We start from the raw sequence: 18,089 nt of genomic DNA on the forward strand, positions 1-18,089 counted from the left end.
GAGCCGCTATGGAATTAACGCAACAACAGGCCGACGCGTTCGCCAGAATGCCGTTGACCTATTTACGTCAGGAATACCCGAACCACATCATGCATCTGCTGAACGATGACGGCGACGTTCTGCCGCCCCGCGAGCTGCACCCGATTTTTTACGGCTGCTTTGACTGGCACTCGGCGGTGCACGGCTACTGGCTCCTGCTGCGCTGCCTGCGCCTGTATCCCGGGCTGCCGTGCCGGGAAGAGATCGTCGCCCTGTTTGAGGAACACCTGACCGACGAGAAGGTGGCGAAAGAGCTGGCCTATTTCAACGCGCCGTTCCGCGCGTCGTTTGAGCGACCTTACGGCTACGGCTGGCTGCTGGCGCTGGCGCAGGAGCTGCAACAGTCCTCGCTGCCGCAGGCGGCGCGCTGGTACCAGACGCTGCAACCGCTCACGCTGGATATTCGTCAGCGGCTGGTGGATTACCTCAGCAAGTTAACCTACCCAATCCGCGTCGGGACGCATTACAACACCGCGTTTGCGCTCGCGCTGGGGCTGGATTACGCCCGGGCGGTGAACGATAACGTGCTTGAGCAGGCTATCCTGGACGCGGCAACGCGGTTTTATCTCGCGGACACCCGTTATCCCGCGCACTATGAGCCGGGCGGCGACGAGTATATTTCCGGGGCGCTTACCGAAGCCCTGCTGATGAGCAAGGTGACGGACAATTTCCCGGCCTGGTTCGATGCGTTTCTGCCGGACGCGGGCGCCGTTTCGGCGCTGATGTATCCGGCAGAGGTGAGCGATCGCACCGATCCGAAGATTGCGCACCTGGACGGGCTCAACCTAAGCCGCGCCTGGTGCATGAAGCACATTGCGCGCGCCCTGCCGGAAAGCCATCCGGCGCAGCAGGCACTGCGCGATGCCGCCGCGCGCCATCTGGCGGCAAGCGTGGAGCATGTTGTCGGCAGCCACTACAGCGGCGGGCACTGGCTGGCGAGCTTTGCGCTGCTGGCGCTGGAGTAGCCCAGGCTAGCGCTTATTTTATCAGCCTCAGCGACCGTAACCGGCTTACGCTAACGAATACGGATCCCGCTGAGGCTGCCGTGGCGATCCACAGCGCAGCATGAACCGGTCTTCCATCTGCCGTCAGCATAACCCCCACAACCGCTGCACCGAGACACTGCCCGAACGTCCGCATGATGGACAAAACGCCTGAAGCGAAGCTCGCATGGTCACGGGCAACGTTTGAGAGCATCTCCCGGTTATTGGGGCTCTGGAAGCAGCCAAACCCAATACCGCACACCAGGCACCGCAGGCAGATATCCCACATGGCTGGGCTGGCAGGCAGCGTCGCCAGCAGCCCCAGCCCCAGAGCGAAAATCATCAGCCCGAGAGTTGAGATCGGCGGAGCCGAAATCGTGTCCGCCCACCGGCCGGCATGGGGAGCAATGAGCACGATCCCCAACGGCCACGGCGTAAACAGCAGGGCAGAGACGAGCGGGCTATAGCCATAGACGCTCTGAAACAGGAACGGCAGGGCAATGAAGGCGATCCCCTGGCTGACGAACGCAGTCATCGACGTAAGGGCCGCGAGGGTAAAACGCGCATTTTTAAACATTGCTGGCGGCAGCAGCGGGTTTTCCGTACGGCGGATCTGCCAGATAAAGGCGATGCCGCTCGTCGCAGCGATCGCCGCCCAGCAAAGGCTGATTGTGTGATGTGCTGCGCTCTGGAAACTGTTCGTCGCCACGATCGTTGAGCCCAACATCAGCGCCGATAAAATGGCCCCGAGCGAATCGAAGGGCACCCGAACGCTTACAGCCTGGCGCGGCAGCGCTCCGGTTGCCAGCAGCAGGGCCACCGCACCGGGAATAACGTTTACGGCAAACAGCCATTGCCAGCTCAGGGTGTGTAGAAGGACGCCGCCCAATACCGGCCCAAGCGCCGAGCTGGAGGCGATGAGCAGGGCGTGTAAACCCAGAACGCGGCCAAGCAATCGGCCGGGAAACACGGACCGCAATATCGCGGGCGCGATGCTCAGCGTCGCCGCGCCGCCGATCCCCTGCAGGATGCGCATCACGATAAGCATTCCGGGCCCCGTTGCCAGCGCGCAGCCCAGCGATGTCAGGGTAAAGGTCATAAGGCCTGCCAGAAATACGGGGCGGTAACCCAGACGTGCCGCCAGCGCCGCGAATAGCGCCAGCGTCATGGCCGCCGCCAGCAGATACCCGTTGGCAAACCAGACGGCGGTACTGGCGGGGACCTGCATCGCCTGCGCCATGGACGGCAGGGCGACGTTAATCATGGTGCCGTCAAACACGCCCATTAGCGTGGTGGTCATTACCGCGGCCAACACCCGGGCGCGCGCCGGTCCCGGCAGGCCGTCATCGCCGGGTTGGCTGGAAAAGAGCGTCATCTTGCTGTCTCCTGAAAAGGATGGTGGATGACGGAACTATAAAGATGGCTTTTACGTGGCGGAAGGCGCACCATTTGCACTTTATCGTTGCATGAAACGCCTTATCTGAATCCTGGGAGAGTAGTCATGTCCGATCCCGATTTCAATCTGCTGGTTGCCCTTGACGTATTGCTGAGCGAAGCCAGCGTTGCGGGCGCGGCCCGCCGTTTACGCCTGAGCACCTCGGCCATGAGCCGCACCCTGAGCAGGTTGCGCGACGTAACGGGAGATCCAATCCTGGTGCGCGCCGGACGCAATATGGTACTGACGCCCTGGGCAGAGGCTACCAGGGAGCGCGCCCGGCGCGCGGTGCACGAGGCGAAGGCGGTTTTGCAGCCATCCACCGAAACGTTCAACGTTGAACATCTTTCGCGCCTTTTTACCATTCGGGCGAACGACGGTTTTGTGGTGGCGTTTGGCCCGGCGCTTATTGCGGCTGTGGCCGATGCCGCACCGGACGTCTGCATACGCTTTGCGCCAAAGCCTGAAAAAACGTCGCGCTACCTGCGGGAAGGTCTGGTCGATCTGGAGATTGGCGTGCAGAGCAATATGGGGCCTGAAATACGTCTGCAAAGACTGTTTGAGGATCGGTTTGTGGGCGTGGTGCGTAAAGGGCATCCGCTGGCTTCCCTGGCAGAAAAAAGTCTGGAAGACTATGTCTCCTGGGGCCACGTGGTGGCGTCCCCCGAAGGCACGCTGCACGGCTTCGTCGATGATGTGCTGGCAGAGCAGGGAATGTCGCGAAAAATCGCGAGCGTAGTGCCGGGATTTCCGACGGCACTGTCCGTGGCGCTGGCGTCCGACCTTATCGCCATGATACCCGCACTCTATTTAGCTAATCAGCAGGTTACGGAACAGGTTCACATTTTTGAGCTGCCGTTCAAAAGCCGGCGCATTACGGTGTCGCAGATGTGGCACCCAAGGATGGAGCGCGACCCGGGCCACCGCTGGCTGAGAGAGAAAATACTTGCGATATGTGGCGTGCAGACAATAAAGCTTATAGAAGAAAATAAATCCCGCCGGTAGAGGCGGGATTTTTATGGCATGAATGTTTAGCGCGTCTGGCTGATAAGCTTGCGCCAGACTCTGTTATGCAAAGTAAATAGCAGTATCTTATAGAAAGCGGTAGAGAGGATGCAGCTGCCGCTAAGCCCCAGCATGACAATACTCACCAGCGCCGCGGTCAGGCTGACGCCCGGAGAAGAACTACCGCTCAGCGCGGCCAGCAGATAGGCTGCCGTTAATACCAGGCTTAGCACCGCCAGCGTAAGATGTAACCGCACGGCGCGCACGCTGCTATGTGCAGTCAAGCTGCGCGCCCAGTTTTTTAAGTTCGATACCAGTGCTAATCCTGCGCGAGAGATCGTTAGAGGGAAGGGTGCTGTCAGGCGACTGCTGACCGGGTAAATTCATCTGAGAGCTCCTTCATTCCGTGAAGATTGTTGATTAGCAGGGTAATTTATTGAAAAATTAATGATTCCAACTTTGAGACTTAGTTAATAGCAGCGTTAACTCAGCGATCAAAACACAAACGTTTTCCTTGAATGTCCATGTCAGAGTCCGGTTTAGGCTCGTTATGTTCTACGCATGGTTATCATCCAGACACAGCTTTTGCAGAATGATGGTATTGTCCAGCTTCATGTGTTTCGTGACCACCAGAATACCTGTCACGGCCTTAACCCCGAAGGATAATGACTTGAACGGTGAAGGATGGCCGTACACGCAAGTTAAAAAAAGCCCTGTTAAACAGGGCGATGTTTCAATGAGCGAAAACAAAGGGTAATAATAAGGGCAGCCATGCTTAGCGCATGGTCAGGCCGCCATCAATCGAAATTGACTGACCTGTAATATAGGATGATGCATCACTCGATAACCAGAGGACGGCATCGGCGATTTCTTCCGGATTACCATGTCGCTGCAACGGAACGGCTTTCACCATGGCTTCCAGTGCTTCTTTCTGGCCTGCTGCGACCATAGCATCGACCATTGGCGTCCAGATAAGCCCCGGACAAACGGCATTCACCCGGATGTTCCGGCCTGCATATTCAAGAGCTGCACTCTTGGTCAGGCCCAGCACACCGTGCTTCGCGGCGTGGTAGTTCGCACGTTCTGCACCGCCCACAATTCCGCCGATAGAAGAACAGTTAACGATGACACCGCTTTCCTGCTTGCGCATCTGCTGAAGTTCATACTTCATACATCCCCAGACGCCCCGGAGGTTCACGGCATTAACGTGATCGAAGTCCTCCACGGTAGCGTCCGCGATTTCGACGAGTTTGTTCTGTACACCTGCATTATTAAATGCGATATCCAGACGGCCGTAAGTAGAAACAGTGAATTTAACCATCGCTTCAACTTCATCAAGATTTGCCGCATTGCAGGTGAACGATTTAGCTTCGAAACCACGGGAAATCAGATCGTTTGCGGCCTTTTCTACCCGTTCAGAATTAATATCCGCTAACACGACGGCAGCGCCCGCTTCGGCATAAGCACGTGCAGTTGCAAAGCCAATACCGGACGCGGCACCGGTGACCAGCGCAACTTTATTTTTCAATGATAGATTCATAATTATTTCCTCTTAATATTTCATCAGCAGAAGATCCCTCAGCGTACTTCTGGACTTTCTGCTGCTTATTCACATACACCTGCGTACGGTTATGATTGGTTATGATTAAAGGTTTTTGCTAAAGAACTCTGCCAGCTTATTCAGGGCAGGGTTAACAAACTGTGGTTTGTCATATAAATCAAAATGTGATGCACCAGGAATAATAACCAGCTCCTTCGGTTCTTTCGCTTTGTCATAAGCCTGCTGGCTGAATTTTCTTGTTTCAGCTTTTTCACCGGCAATGAGCAGCACGGGGCGGGGCGAAATCAAATCCATATGCTCAAGTGGATAGTAGGCCATATGGAGCCCTGGACTGGTGACGACATAACGGTTACGTGCATTCGGATGCGCACCTCTGGGAGTCAGGTAATAATCAGTCGCCTCCCGGACAAAGTTAGGCGTACTGGTATTTACCGTATCATTCATTGCCGGAAATGATTCACGGTTCTGGTTATCAAACTCAAAATTATGAATCAGGATTGATGACAGCTTTCACTTTATCATTACTTCAAGTATTAAATGGTCGTAATGTTCCTAATCCAATAGGATGCTTACAAAGTGAAAAATTATTTCGTAGTAATGGGCTTTATAAACCAGTCAGTTCGCCTAGATATTTACGTGCTGACTTATTTGCTGATTTTAGTCGCCTATATGTGGCAAACAAGAGGCTTAGTCAATATGGTTGGCGCCATCATTCTTGGTTAGAGTGTAAATTTATGCGCGGACAAGCAGGGCTTAACGGTGATGTCCATGCCTCTAATAAATCACCAGTGACCGGAGCAGTTTTAGCTGATTTACTAAGATTATCACTTCTTGTTCCTGAAGATGAAAATCACAGTCGACAATCTATTCCTCGTCAAGATGAAGACAAGAAAAAAACTAGAAGTAGCCGATAGATAGGGGGATAGGTAAGTGTATGATTAATCGCATTCTGTGGGCGGTTATGAACTAAATGAACGACGGACTAAATTTAACTATTCTGGGTTTGAGGAATATACATAATTTACTTCAGCACCGAAAAAAGTATAACAAACTGTTTTAAATGGATATTAATCAAATGGCGATTCAAACTCACAGTTATGAACTCAGTTTTGGTTCATAACTGTGTTAAACGCTGTCCATAAATCACTCGATGTTACGCTTGTTGGTTCATGAACTGTTCTTTCTATTTTTGTGATGTGCGTCAGGTTTTAGTGTTCAGAAATATTACCTTTTACTCGATGAGCGATTGTTTAGCACCTCTCCGACAACCGGAGCAGCGGTAAATGCGTTTGGCCAGCCAGCGTAAAACGCGGCTTGGGTACCCGGAGGACTAAACTTTACCGATTATATTCAAATGAATCTGTCCTTACCGGCGTGCCATGCAAAATAGGCTTGTACCAGCGTAACGACAAGTATGCAGAGCAACACAGAGTTCCAGTTAAGTGAGTGGCCGCGAATAATGCCCGCAAGGTAGGGGCCGAGAGCACCAATCAAATAGCCGATACATTGCGCTTTGCCGGATAGCTGACCTGCCTGGCTGTGTTCACGAGTCCGCAGCCCAAAGAGCGTGAGGCAGGTGACCATAGACATTCCCGCACCTACACCTGCGAACAGCAGCCACACAGCAGAAAAAGCCGGTTTGAAAAGAATCCCTGCCACTCCGATTGTAATGAACAGTGAACAAATGAGGCCAAGGAGGCGTTGATCCTTAAGGCGTGAAATAAACGCGGCAGTTGTCAAATTAGCAATGACGGCAATGGCCTGATACAGAAACAGGTGATAGCCTGCTGTCGACGCGCTGACCCCATGCTCAACTGCCATTGATGGATACCAGTCAATGAGCGTATAGAACACCATGGTGTGCAGAGCCATAAACATCGAAACCTGCCATGCAACAGAGCTACGCCATACTGACCGCTTAACGGGAGTCTGTGCCTGAACGACAGTGACAGACTCCTGAGTCGCACCGGCACAAACTCTGAGCCATACAACTAAGCCCAGAAGGGCGGTGATAACCCAAATACCCGTAGACAGTCGCCATCCGGCATTGCTGAGCGCGGAAAGTGGGGCAGCAACGCCGCTGGAAAATGCTGCTGTAAGCGCCATCGTTGCCGCATAGAGCCCGACACAGCGTGCAGTATGTGACGGGAAATCTCTTTTAACGAGCGGAACGACAAGAACGTTAGCAATGGCTATACCCAGGCCTATCACAAATGTCCCGACCCAGGAAACGAGATGGCTATCCTAAATCATAACGTATTGATTTATCAGTTAGTGTGAGTGTCTTATGAACTTAAGAACAAACCTACCATATTTAACTTATGTTGTGTGGAAATCTAGTTCATAAGAAAAATTCGCAACATCTAATTGTTTTAACTTTCTATTTTTAATAGAAAGATTTATAACCACATTCAAAGTGCTTCATGAACTTACTAAGAATGCGCTTCTTATGTGTATTTTCTGACAGCTTGGTCTAGTAGAGTTCATAAACCATGTCACATCGCAATCGCATAACCAAGCATATAAATCTTCAAGAGCTATCTGATTGTTTTCTTGAATAACTTAAGAATCTTGGTAACATTTGGACACATCAATGCTTAATCAGGACTGACGTCTCTGATGGCGGTAGCGTTGCTAAGGTATCGTGGTTTAATGAACTTGGACACCTGTTAAGAGGTTGATATTCTTACCTCATAAATGCAGATGACACAATGCGAAGAATTTTTAGCCCCGAGTTTAAACAGGAATCTGCTCAGTTAATTCTCGACCAAAACCATACCCTCTTGGACGGCGCTGTCGGCATTTCTACAATGACTGGCAGGGTGGGACAGTTGCGAGAAAAACGGCAAAGTTGATCGCCAAAAGCTTCTCCCATAACACCTGAGCAGATTGAAATACGTGAATTTAAGGGAAATTGCAACGCATTGAAATATAGTATGAAATTTTAAAAATGATGTTAAGTTGACAGACTAAAACTACAACCATGATCTTGATGTCAGACTTCCTGAACAGTTCTCGTTAATCGAGAAACTCAGGGCGCGTTATTCCATGAAAACGCCTTGCCACGTGTTCGGAGTTCGACGCAGTAGTTATAAGTACTGGAATAATTGCCCTGTTGAACCAATATCAGGCATGTACAACTCCGCAGCCTTGTTCAAAAATCCCACAACGTCAGTCACAGTTCAGTTGATGCGCGAATGACATCACCCAAAGGTTACAAGATGGGGCGCTGGCTTGCTCGGGAATTGATGGTAGGCGCCAGTTTAAAATCATCCAAATAAAGGAATGTGATGAACATATCACTGCAGCCGAATAACCCGTTTAATCATCCAACAAAAAAAATAAAAATTGACATTAATTATTACAATAATGAACAGAAAAAATTATTTAACAGAAGACGAGGTAACCCTTATCCGAAGATTGTAAGAAATAACATTAGATTATCTGTGATGAGTGGAATTGAAATCGATATCGAGGAGTTTTTTATTTACTATCTTTTTCATTTAAAAACATCTAGACCTCTTGATTTCCCTGACAGAAACATGATTTCTCAGCATATAAGCAGAGCTGTTTATGAAATTGATGGATACATTGAATATATTTCCGATAGTTTACATGTTTGTAATAGTGTCGATTCTTTAACTACTTCTATAACGGAAAGGATAGGCGAATCAATTGGAATGCTCGTTATTGCACATGTGAATAACATGACTTCGGCCGATTGGATACCGATCCCCGTATTACAGGTCAAAGCTTTTGACTATTTCGTGGCGATTTCCCCTCATGGTGCATTGCAAATTGAGACGAAAGGATCTTATGTTGAAAACAACAGCACGATACAGAAGTTAAGAACTCATAAGAAAAGTATTGTTGATAAAAAAGAACAAACTAAAAATAATCCAATTTCAGATTACCCAGGTGATTATCTTTTTGGAACAATTACAGCCATTGACAAAGAGTTCTCAAGAAAAATAAAATGTTGGTTGGTTGACCCAAACATTGAAGATATAGAATTTGATTATAGAAGAGAGAGAATCCTTTCTAGACTATATGACATTTATTTTTTAATGAAAGTCATATCTCCATCTTCTAGATTAACTAAAGCATTAGATAAAAGGATCGCTGTTCTTATAGAGAATGAAAATATCACGCAATTTGATGGTATTCCACTAATTGAATGGGTTAGGGATGATGATGACGCAGAAAAAGTAATAAGACAATTTTTTTATAATAAAACATACATAAATGACTCCAGTGATGCAGGGATTTGGGGGAGTGTTAATGACCAAACAATTTACTATGTTGGTATGAAAGCGGACCTTTTAAAACTCGCGTTATGGCAAAATTTCGACGATATAATTGATTATAGATTTGTAGCTGAGCATTCCGAGACACGCTTAGAATGTCGTCTAGTAACCGAAGCGGATAAAATTGAATTCAGTAAAATGTTTAAAAGTAGTGGTTTGGTGAAGCATTTCGAATCATTCGGCAGTGTTTACACAAGCTCGAGTGGGATGCTTTTTGGAATGTTAACTATGTCGTTTACCTAATAGCTATGCCCACATAATGACTATGGCACTTATGTAGATTAAGGGGGGCGGGGCATGAATATTAAACAAAATAAGGATTTATGGTTTAATTCCGTAGTTGCGAATGTAATTTATTTTTATATGAGTCTGTAATTTATTTTATGGTTTTTGTGATTAAAATTAAAAGATAAAATCTTAGTTATATGATTTTAGTAAACTAATACTACATTGCAAAATGTTTACCTGTATTGGACACGTTATAATGGAAAAAGTAGCAAAGAAAACCAAGCAGAAAAGGTCTAAGAGTCTGCACCCTTCCACTATTTTTCATTTCACAAACAATGAAGAAGCATTTTATAGTATACTTACAGAGCGGCGCTTCAAACCCTTTTTAGCTCGAGAACGTATTACAGGAATTGGTTCAAGGAGACAATTTGCTGTTCCTATGGTTTCTTTTTGTGATATAAGATTATCGCAAATTGATGATCATACATTCAAATATGGTGAATTTGGTTTTGGTCTCACAAAAACTTGGGCGGTAAAAAAGAAATTGCATCCTGTTTTGTATATGGAGCAAGGAGGGGGGTTGTTTTCCAATTACAACAAAAGGGTCAGAATAATAAAAAATGAATTGTTGCCACTTTGGAATAAAAGAAAAAAATTAAACCCTACAGAATCAAAGTTATTTAACGCACTTAAAGATGAATATTCAGACCTTTACAATTTACTTCGTTACATGAAAAACTACAAAGGAAAACTAGTAAGGCCAGGGGAAAAGGATGACGATAACTATATTTTTGCTGATGAAAAAGAATGGAGATATGTACCGGAACCTTTTGTCGGTGATATGTGGCCGAGTTTAAATCTCGAGAGAGTCATATCATACGAAGATAAGAAAAAGTTTAGTGAAGGATTTTTTGATTTCAGCATCAACTTTACACTGGATGATATCAAATATATACTTGTGCCAGACGACTCTTACATGCTCAAGGTAATAAATTGTTTATCAAGTTCTGATAGTTTTGATAACGAATTCATTAGTAAAATATTGACAATGGATAAAGTAATTAACGACTTCTGAATAAGCCATTTCGTTACTAAAAACTTTATTGAGGAGTCGCTATAGATTAAAAGAAATTTGATTGTTGCAATCAGATGTCGCCTAATGAATATTAACAACATTATTATTAACGGCTCGAAAGTGAATAGCCATTTTGAAAGAGGGATACATCGCTTGCATTTTTTTTCGCAGCTTTCACTGAATCTTATGACTTTACAACGGTTGGTTGAAATGGATTATCTCGTTGTGCATTCTGGTGATGCGAATGGCTCTGATAGCCTGCACGCACCACAACCAATGCGGGCGGATGAATTACTGATACGTTGATTACTTTAAGTATTTGACTTTATAAAGAGGTATGGATTGAAAATTTACATTGATGAATCGGGGATCTTTAGCGCAAATAATAATTTAACCCGGATTGATAAAGCATGGGGTACAGTTGGGGCGATCACAATACCGCATAAAAATATAAAAAAAGCTAGTGCTGCACTATGTGTTCTAAAATCGAAACTGAAGATCCCTGTTTCCCTTGAAATAAAAAACGAATTCAGACCGGAACCTTCATCTGAGTATTTTGCAGAATTCCTGACTGAATTGTTGAAGTTGGATTGTACGTTCCATGCTATGACTGTAAACCGTACATCACTAAATGATGATGCTACGCGCATGCATATGAAAGCGCAGATCGACGGCAGAGCTAATTACATTAAAAAAATTGAAAGTGAGTTAAATCAAGAAGAGTTTGAGGAGTATGTTAATGAGTTTGAGGTGACCAAGGAACTCATTAATTCATCAAGCATACAGGAATACAACCAAGTTGTAATTCAGTCTTACCTGATATCGTTCATGCTTGATAAAACCATTACCTATTATTTACGTAATAACCCTAGGGAATTATCTCGCTTTGAATGGGTTTTTGACCTAAAAAACTCCGCACCTGCTAGATTTGAATTTCTATATTCTAAATTTATGCCTGAGACCGTTGAGTCACATTATTACAGCGAACCAAGAGGTATACCATATATACCAGAAGCAATAAAATATTTTTATAGAAACTACGGAGCAGAGGAAGTTGGATTAGGAATGCCACTCGAGGAAATAGAACGTCGTAAAAGGCTATTTAACGTAGACCATTCCACTGTAGCTGGTTGTTCTATGCCAATCCTATTTGGGAAAATACTTAATAATTATAGTGTTTTCCTGGACTCAAATAAATCTGACGGGCTACAAATAGCTGACTTAGTTGTATCTGCTGTTAACCGCTTTTTAAAGGGGAATGTTGATGATGTTGTCAAGACATCTAAACTACTTGGTCCGTTGTTTGTTAACTCGCCGAGAATAGATGTTCCTGCAATTCCACATGTTAATTTTGGTGAATCAAGCGAATCAATCAAAAATATCAATTTTGATAATCTTGAATTGCTTAACTTTGAAGCAAGAGAATTGTATACGAAGGTTTATAGGAGCGGTTTCACAAAGAACATCCGTAAGTTATTAGAGCGTCAAAGTAACGGTAATTAAGCTGTTGTAAATTGTTTTGGCGATGCGAATATAGACACGCCCGCTTTAGTTCCACGCATTTTCTGAAAGCTCCGGTTGATTTTAAGTATCCCGGTGAAACAAACCATTCACCTTTAGAGATCTTCCGAAATACTGATTATGTCCCCTGAGGAGATCGCCATGCGTAAAGCCCGACTCAGCCAAAAGCAGATCATTACAGATATGAAGTCTATCGAAGCCGGACGTACCATTCCTTTTGTTTGATAGCATTAAGGAAAAGGAAGCTAAGTTGAAACTTATGCAGCAACAGCTTGCCGATTTTACCCCAGAGGGTGTTCCTCAAGATGTATCGCTGAAATCAAATGCAGCACTGTCTTGAAATTGTACCCTTGATAACCCAAAATCATTTGTTCAACAGAAATGGTCAAAGACCCATCAAGATAATTTTTTCTCCCCCCTCATTCTTAGTGTTTCGCTAAACCTTACGTCACTTCAATACCAATACATTTTTAATGGGTATAATATGTGACTGCTTTTGCCGCATTATTGACAGGAACAAGGACTGGTGATGAATATTGATTTCAGTTTAATTCGCAGCGCCCCCAAAAGCCGTAACGATAGCTTTGAAGCACTCGCCGTACAGTTATTTAGGAAAACCTGTCGAGTACCGACAAATTCAACATTTATTAGTTTGCGTGGAGATGGTGGAGACGGTGGCGTTGAGGCATATTTCCGCTCACCGGACGGTGCCGTATTCGGTGTTCAGGCAAAATACTTTTTCCAGCTTGCTTCCGCAGAGCTTACACAGATTGATAGTTCCCTTAAAGCCGCGCTAAGCAACCATCCCACACTAACCGAATACTGGATTTATATACCGTTTGACCTGACCGGGCGTGTTGCTGCGGGAAAGCGAGGAAAAAGCCAGGCGGAACGCTTTGAAGAATGGAAAAGTAAAGTCGAATCGGAAGCGTCAGCGAAAGGGAAGTCACTTTCTATTGTCCTTTGTACCGCTACTGTTGTCTGCAATCAATTACTTGAGATAGACCCTTACGGAGGGATGCGCAGGTATTGGTTTGATGACACGTTGCTGACAACAGCTCAAATTCAACAATGTCTGGAGGACGCCATTGCTTTTGCCGGGCCAAGATATACTTCAATGCTGGATGTGGTGACGAATGCTCATGTCGGCCTGGATTTCTTTGGTGGGACTGGTGACTTTTGCGAGTGGTACGAAACATCATTAACACCAATCGTTCGAGAGTTCCATTCACTGAATGGATACGGACGCAAATCGCTGGATATACTTGGCGAAACCCGTGCTACATCTGCCACGGCATTGATTGAAGAAATAATTGTCTACTGTGAGAGCATGAGAGATAACAATGTCACGGCCACATCGGTTACAGATCTTTGCGTCGCTCTGTCATCCCTATTGACACTTTTCGCTGATGCCCGCCATGCTCAAGAAGATAAATTTTATGAAAAGCATGGCAAGCATAGTGATACAGAATCGTTCCGACAGTTCCACGCAGAGTATATGTGTGCATTTCCTGCCGGAGATATGGATGCGGCGAGAAAATGGGAAGAGCAGGCGCAGCAACTGCAAAATTTGCTGTCTTCTCAGGTCATTGGTGCCGCAACAGCACATTCCTTACTGCTGGTTGGGCCAGCGGGTATCGGCAAAACCCACGCGATTGTCAGCGCAGCATTGCGTCGACTGGAACATGGTGGTTTTTCCCTGGTCGTCTTTGGAGACGACTTTGGCAAAGCAGAGCCTTGGGAAGTGCTACGCAGTAAAATAGGGCTGGGTGCCGCCATCGATCGTTCGACATTATTTGAATGCATACAGGCCTGCGCCGAACATACTGGCTTACCTTTTGTCATTTATATCGATGCCTTGAACGAAAGCCCGCGAGAAGTGCGCTGGAAGGACAAGCTTCCCGAATTGCTCGCTCAATGCAAGTCTTATCCAGACATCAAAATCTGCGTTTCAACCCGAGATACCTATCGCAATCTTGTGGTCGATTCACGCTTTCCAGGGTTTGCTTTCGAACACATCGGCTTTTCAGGACATCAATTCGAAGCGGTACAAGCTTTCGCAGCCTACTATGGGCTGGATGCAGAGATTACACCACTTTTTTCACCCGAACTCAGTAATCCTTTATTTTTACACTTGGCCTGTAAAACGCTAAAGGGCGAAGGCCGTGACAGTCTGGATATTTCTTTGCCGGGTTTTACCTCTCTGTTTCAAGGACATCTCAAACATTGCGATGTTTTAATTCGAGAACGCCTCCACTACGCAAATCCTCGCAATCTGGTAAGGGCTGCAATGATGGCACTCGCGAATACCCTGACGCATGAGTTGCCGCAGAACCGAACCTGGGAAACCTGTTGCGAAGCACTGAGCAAAATAGTGGGGACTGAGACCACACCTGAATCCTTTTTAAATGCATTGGCACATGAAGGCCTCATTATCCTTTCTGTTGTAGATGAGGATACCTTCCTGATCCGTCTGGGTTATCAACGCTACGGTGACATACTCCGTGCTATCAGCCTTGTGGAAGCTCTTGATTCGGATACAGCAAAACTAGCGGAGAAAATTGCAGCGTTAACAGAAGAAGATGCTGGATTGCTGGAAGCTCTTGCCGCCGTGCTGCCAGAGAAAACTGCTCTTGAAATTACTGCTGAAGAAGTAGGATTACCATCCGAACAAGCCCATAAGCTGTTCATCCAGTCATTGGTTTGGCGCTCCCGACAAAGTGTAGTGGAAGAAATTGATGAACACATCCATGCAGCACTGCATACACCTGGATTATGGGAGTCGGTTTATGAAGCGTTGTTTTCACTTAGTCTGGTTCCTGACCATCGTCTAAACGCAACTAACTGGCTGGGGCCATTTTTACGGCAGTCATCCTTAGCTGAACGTGACACCTACTTGTCATTAGCTGCGCTGGGATCATTTGATAACAAGACTGCTGTCTATTCACTCATCCATGCAGCACTATTTGCTGACATAACCCATTGGCCTGCTGAAAGCCGGAGGCTGGCCAGTCTAACACTTGCCTGGCTTACTTCGTGTGCTGACCGCCGAATCAGGGATTTATCCTCAAAAGGGCTAAGCAGAATCTTGGCAAACTACCCGGAGAACTGCCAAACAGTAATCAGTGAATTTGCATATTGTGATGATGATTACGTATTAGAGCGTATTAGCCTTGCTATCTATAGTGCATGCTTATTGTCACACCAACGCAGAAATGCGTTTATGCCAGCGCTCCCTGGTCTATTAAGCATTGCGTCAGATAGCAAGAATATTCTGATCCGGGATACGGTTCAGCTATTAGTAAACTTGTTGAAAACAGGAGAATTTCCCACAGCCGTAACAAGCCAATTACAGCATTACCAGACAAACGTATCATTACCATCACGATGGCCTGTACTGGCGGATGTCAAACCCCTCCTAGATCTGGAACATTTACCATCAAACATGGTGCTCTGGGGAGAATCCATGGCCCCGGATTTCTGGCGTTATCAGGTGGAATCGAAGATTTCCGGCTTTGACTTGGAGAGCGCCAATATCAGCCATGAAAACATTGCCTGTTGGTTAATGCGAGAAGCACTTAATTTAGGATATCCCGGTTATAACCACTGCGCGCTCAATTATGATCGCCATATCGGGAGTCAGTATGGTTCGGGACGGGGTAGAAAAGGGTATGCTGACCGACTCGGTAAAAAATATTACTGGATCGCCTTACATCGACTACTGGGCATTCTGGCCAGTAATGTTCCCGCACTTGAAGACCCATATTCCGACTACGAACCTACAAGTGATCATCTATGGTCAGTCGACGTCCGTAAAGTTGACCTGACCGATGTACGCGATATCACCGCAGAAGGTGTCTATCCAGTACTGATGGAGGAAACAAATTATGCATTCCCTGACCACAATTCAGATATCAAAGGTTGGGTTCGGACCGATGATTTTCCACCTTATGAAGCTAGTCTTATTCGAACTGACGAGGAAGGAGAGCAGTGGGTAGCGCTTTCACATAGCTATTGGGATGACGATAAAGCGCCGAATGAAAATAGCTGGGATTCCCCGTACTTGGGAGTGCGTGCTTCCTACTCAAGCGCACTCATAAATGAAAGCATCCAGAACTTTAAACAGAAAAGAGCACGCGATATTTTTCAATATAATCAGGGAAGTAGTTGTTATCGCGGTTATCTTGCTGAATATCCTGACAGCCCGGTATACAAACAACTTCTTAATAGTGATGAAGATAGTGAAGCATTTAATTTTACAGAAGTCAGTTTACTGCGCGGAAACGAATGGGAATACGACTACTCATATACCATGCCCGAGCGCCAGGATAACCTCATTGCGCCATGCCTGGGAATCATTCAAAAACTCGAACTTTTATGGGATTGTCAAAGCGGTTGGGTTGATCATTCTGGCAAACTTATCGCCTTCCATCAAAAAGGTGTAAAACAACGCGGACTTTTCATCCATCGTTCGGCATTGAACGCCTATCTGTCCATAACAGGTGAAGAGCTTATACATCGCCGTTTTGCTAACAGAGGATATTTTGATTTAGCTGGTCGTAATAGCACGCAAATAGACCTTAAAACTTGGATCCAGTACCGGGCAGACAAGGCACCGGTAGTTTTACGAGAAGAGGAACTGCCGTTTAACTGCTGACAACGATACTTATTAAGTAATCAACTGGCTGCCTTGGCATCGAATGCCAGAAGAGCCATTTCGCACTACCAATTTAAGTAGACTGAAGGAATACTTGGTACAAGCAAACGCACGCCATATCGGATAGAGGGGACTATGAACGAAACCATCGAAAAACTGATTGCCAGTGGTAAGGAAGGGCCATGGTGGGACTTTAAACAAACCTACCACCAAAACAATGCAGCCCTTGTTCACGATATCCTCTGCATGGCAAACGTCCTGCATGACGGTGACCGGTATCTGATCTTTGGCGTGAATGATGAAGGGGTGATTACCGGCGTGCCGGAAGATGGTAAGCAACTTAACCAGGCAAATTTAATCGATCTGTTAAGAAAAGTCAGTTTTGCAGAGCACCATTGTCCGGATATTCAGCTGCACCACATCACACTCCAGCATAAGGTGCTGGCTATTCTACAAATTCGTAACGTCAGAATTAAACCCTACTATCTGACCCAGGACTATATAAAAGAGGGAAAAACTGTCAGAGCCGGTGTCGTTTACACCCGGCAACAAGATGCCAATACGCCCGTAACTAGCTGTGCCAGCCCTGGAGATGTCATGGCAATGTGGAGAGAGCGCTTTAACCTGGACCTGGCACCCGCTGACCGCATAGTCAGACTGCTTCTGGATTACGACAATTGGGAATATGACGGTATCAGCGAGGCCTATTATCGGTTGGACCCGGATTATGCCATTCATATTGGCGACACAGAAAAAGATATAGGAGAACAACACTGGTGGTCAACGATTAGCATTGAGCAACCTTGTCACTATGAATACATCCTCAAATACCGTGGGCGTGTACTTGAACGAGTGCCAATCGTACATTACAGAAATGAGGGTTTACAGTTTCCCTTTCCAGAGATGGATACGCTGGCTTATCCAGGGAAAAGGGATGGATTCGTAACTGATTATTATGCAGACGTTTTTTACTTCGTAAAAAACACATTACCCTACAATCTGTTGAGCCATATCAGAGAATTATACTCACTGCCTGGCCGTAATTCAGGCATAACCATGCCGTTAACCACCCAGACCAAACCGCCGATTATCGAGCTGCCATTCATGGTGTTTGAGAACGCAGGGGAAAAAGAAGAAAAGCTAAAGTTTATTCAAAGTCAGCTTGCTGATTTTTGCCCGGATGGTATGCCTGATACAGCATCGATGAAAACTGACCCAGAACTAAGAATGGAAGTAGAGAGACAATTTTCCTGGTGGGTTTTTAACCATATGCGTTGA

The 18,089-nt window shown here is 46.3% G+C and carries 13 protein-coding genes and 2 pseudogenes; 9 read left to right on the top strand and 6 right to left on the bottom strand.

Annotated elements, in window-relative coordinates:
* Positions 1 to 8: 8 nt before the first annotated feature.
* Complete coding sequence (locus HWQ14_RS16250) at positions 9 to 1,004, top strand: DUF2891 domain-containing protein (protein ID WP_176610306.1); 996 nt, start codon at positions 9 to 11, stop codon at positions 1,002 to 1,004.
* A gap of 13 nt (positions 1,005 to 1,017) precedes the next feature.
* Here HWQ14_RS16250 and HWQ14_RS16255 read toward each other — a convergent pair whose 3' ends face one another.
* Positions 1,018 to 2,397, bottom strand: a complete 1,380-nt coding sequence (locus HWQ14_RS16255) for a DHA2 family efflux MFS transporter permease subunit (RefSeq protein WP_176610307.1) — start codon at positions 2,395 to 2,397, stop codon at positions 1,018 to 1,020.
* A gap of 126 nt (positions 2,398 to 2,523) precedes the next feature.
* Between HWQ14_RS16255 and HWQ14_RS16260 the strand changes: the two genes are divergently transcribed.
* The gene (locus HWQ14_RS16260) at positions 2,524 to 3,462 is read left to right on the top strand and encodes a LysR family transcriptional regulator (RefSeq protein ID WP_176610308.1); all 939 of its coding nucleotides are present in this window, start codon (positions 2,524 to 2,526) and stop codon (positions 3,460 to 3,462) included.
* Positions 3,463 to 3,488: 26 nt separating this feature from the next.
* On the opposite strand, the gene HWQ14_RS16265 is transcribed toward HWQ14_RS16260, so the two are convergent.
* The 3 genes from HWQ14_RS16265 to HWQ14_RS16275 form a co-directional block, all read right to left on the bottom strand.
* The gene (locus HWQ14_RS16265) at positions 3,489 to 3,746 is read right to left on the bottom strand and encodes a hypothetical protein (RefSeq protein WP_245166411.1); all 258 of its coding nucleotides are present in this window, start codon (positions 3,744 to 3,746) and stop codon (positions 3,489 to 3,491) included.
* 491 nt (positions 3,747 to 4,237) lie between these two features.
* Complete coding sequence (locus HWQ14_RS16270) at positions 4,238 to 5,002, bottom strand: SDR family NAD(P)-dependent oxidoreductase (RefSeq protein WP_176610309.1); 765 nt, start codon at positions 5,000 to 5,002, stop codon at positions 4,238 to 4,240.
* Positions 5,003 to 5,107: 105 nt separating this feature from the next.
* The gene (locus HWQ14_RS16275) at positions 5,108 to 5,341 is read right to left on the bottom strand and encodes an alpha/beta hydrolase (RefSeq protein ID WP_209007146.1); all 234 of its coding nucleotides are present in this window, start codon (positions 5,339 to 5,341) and stop codon (positions 5,108 to 5,110) included.
* Positions 5,342 to 5,466: 125 nt separating this feature from the next.
* Between HWQ14_RS16275 and HWQ14_RS16280 the strand changes: the two genes are divergently transcribed.
* Entirely contained in the window at positions 5,467 to 5,937 is a 471-nt protein-coding gene (locus HWQ14_RS16280) for a hypothetical protein (RefSeq protein WP_176610310.1), read from the top strand.
* A 310-nt stretch (positions 5,938 to 6,247) separates the two neighbouring features.
* Here HWQ14_RS16280 and HWQ14_RS16285 read toward each other — a convergent pair.
* Both HWQ14_RS16285 and HWQ14_RS16290 read right to left on the bottom strand, forming a co-directional pair.
* A pseudogene (locus HWQ14_RS16285) lies at positions 6,248 to 6,340 on the bottom strand (carboxymuconolactone decarboxylase family protein); the annotation flags it as partial.
* Positions 6,341 to 6,373: 33 nt separating this feature from the next.
* A pseudogene (locus tag HWQ14_RS16290) lies at positions 6,374 to 7,237 on the bottom strand (MFS transporter); the annotation flags it as partial.
* Between the two features lie 1,076 nt (positions 7,238 to 8,313).
* Here HWQ14_RS16290 and HWQ14_RS16295 point away from each other — a divergent pair.
* The 6 genes from HWQ14_RS16295 (at position 8,314) to HWQ14_RS16320 (ending at position 18,089) form a co-directional block, all read left to right on the top strand.
* Positions 8,314 to 9,573, top strand: a complete 1,260-nt coding sequence (locus tag HWQ14_RS16295) for a hypothetical protein (RefSeq protein ID WP_176610311.1) — start codon at positions 8,314 to 8,316, stop codon at positions 9,571 to 9,573.
* Between the two features lie 241 nt (positions 9,574 to 9,814).
* A complete protein-coding gene (locus HWQ14_RS16300; RefSeq protein WP_103798342.1) occupies positions 9,815 to 10,633 on the top strand; it encodes an abortive infection system antitoxin AbiGi family protein in 819 nt (272 codons plus the stop codon).
* Positions 10,634 to 10,717: 84 nt separating this feature from the next.
* Positions 10,718 to 10,939, top strand: coding sequence for an ABC-three component system middle component 2 (locus HWQ14_RS23355; protein ID WP_086538964.1), 222 nt, complete (start codon positions 10,718 to 10,720; stop codon positions 10,937 to 10,939).
* 36 nt (positions 10,940 to 10,975) lie between these two features.
* The gene (locus tag HWQ14_RS16310; RefSeq protein ID WP_176610312.1) at positions 10,976 to 12,136 is read left to right on the top strand and encodes a DUF3800 domain-containing protein; all 1,161 of its coding nucleotides are present in this window, start codon (positions 10,976 to 10,978) and stop codon (positions 12,134 to 12,136) included.
* A 547-nt stretch (positions 12,137 to 12,683) separates the two neighbouring features.
* Positions 12,684 to 16,811, top strand: coding sequence for an ATP-binding protein (locus HWQ14_RS16315; protein ID WP_109080789.1), 4,128 nt, complete (start codon positions 12,684 to 12,686; stop codon positions 16,809 to 16,811).
* Between the two features lie 135 nt (positions 16,812 to 16,946).
* A complete protein-coding gene (locus HWQ14_RS16320) occupies positions 16,947 to 18,089 on the top strand; it encodes an AlbA family DNA-binding domain-containing protein (protein ID WP_109080790.1) in 1,143 nt (380 codons plus the stop codon).

It is taken from the genome of Enterobacter cloacae (assembly GCF_013375935.1).
GTDB classification, from domain to species: domain Bacteria; phylum Pseudomonadota; class Gammaproteobacteria; order Enterobacterales; family Enterobacteriaceae; genus Enterobacter; species Enterobacter pasteurii.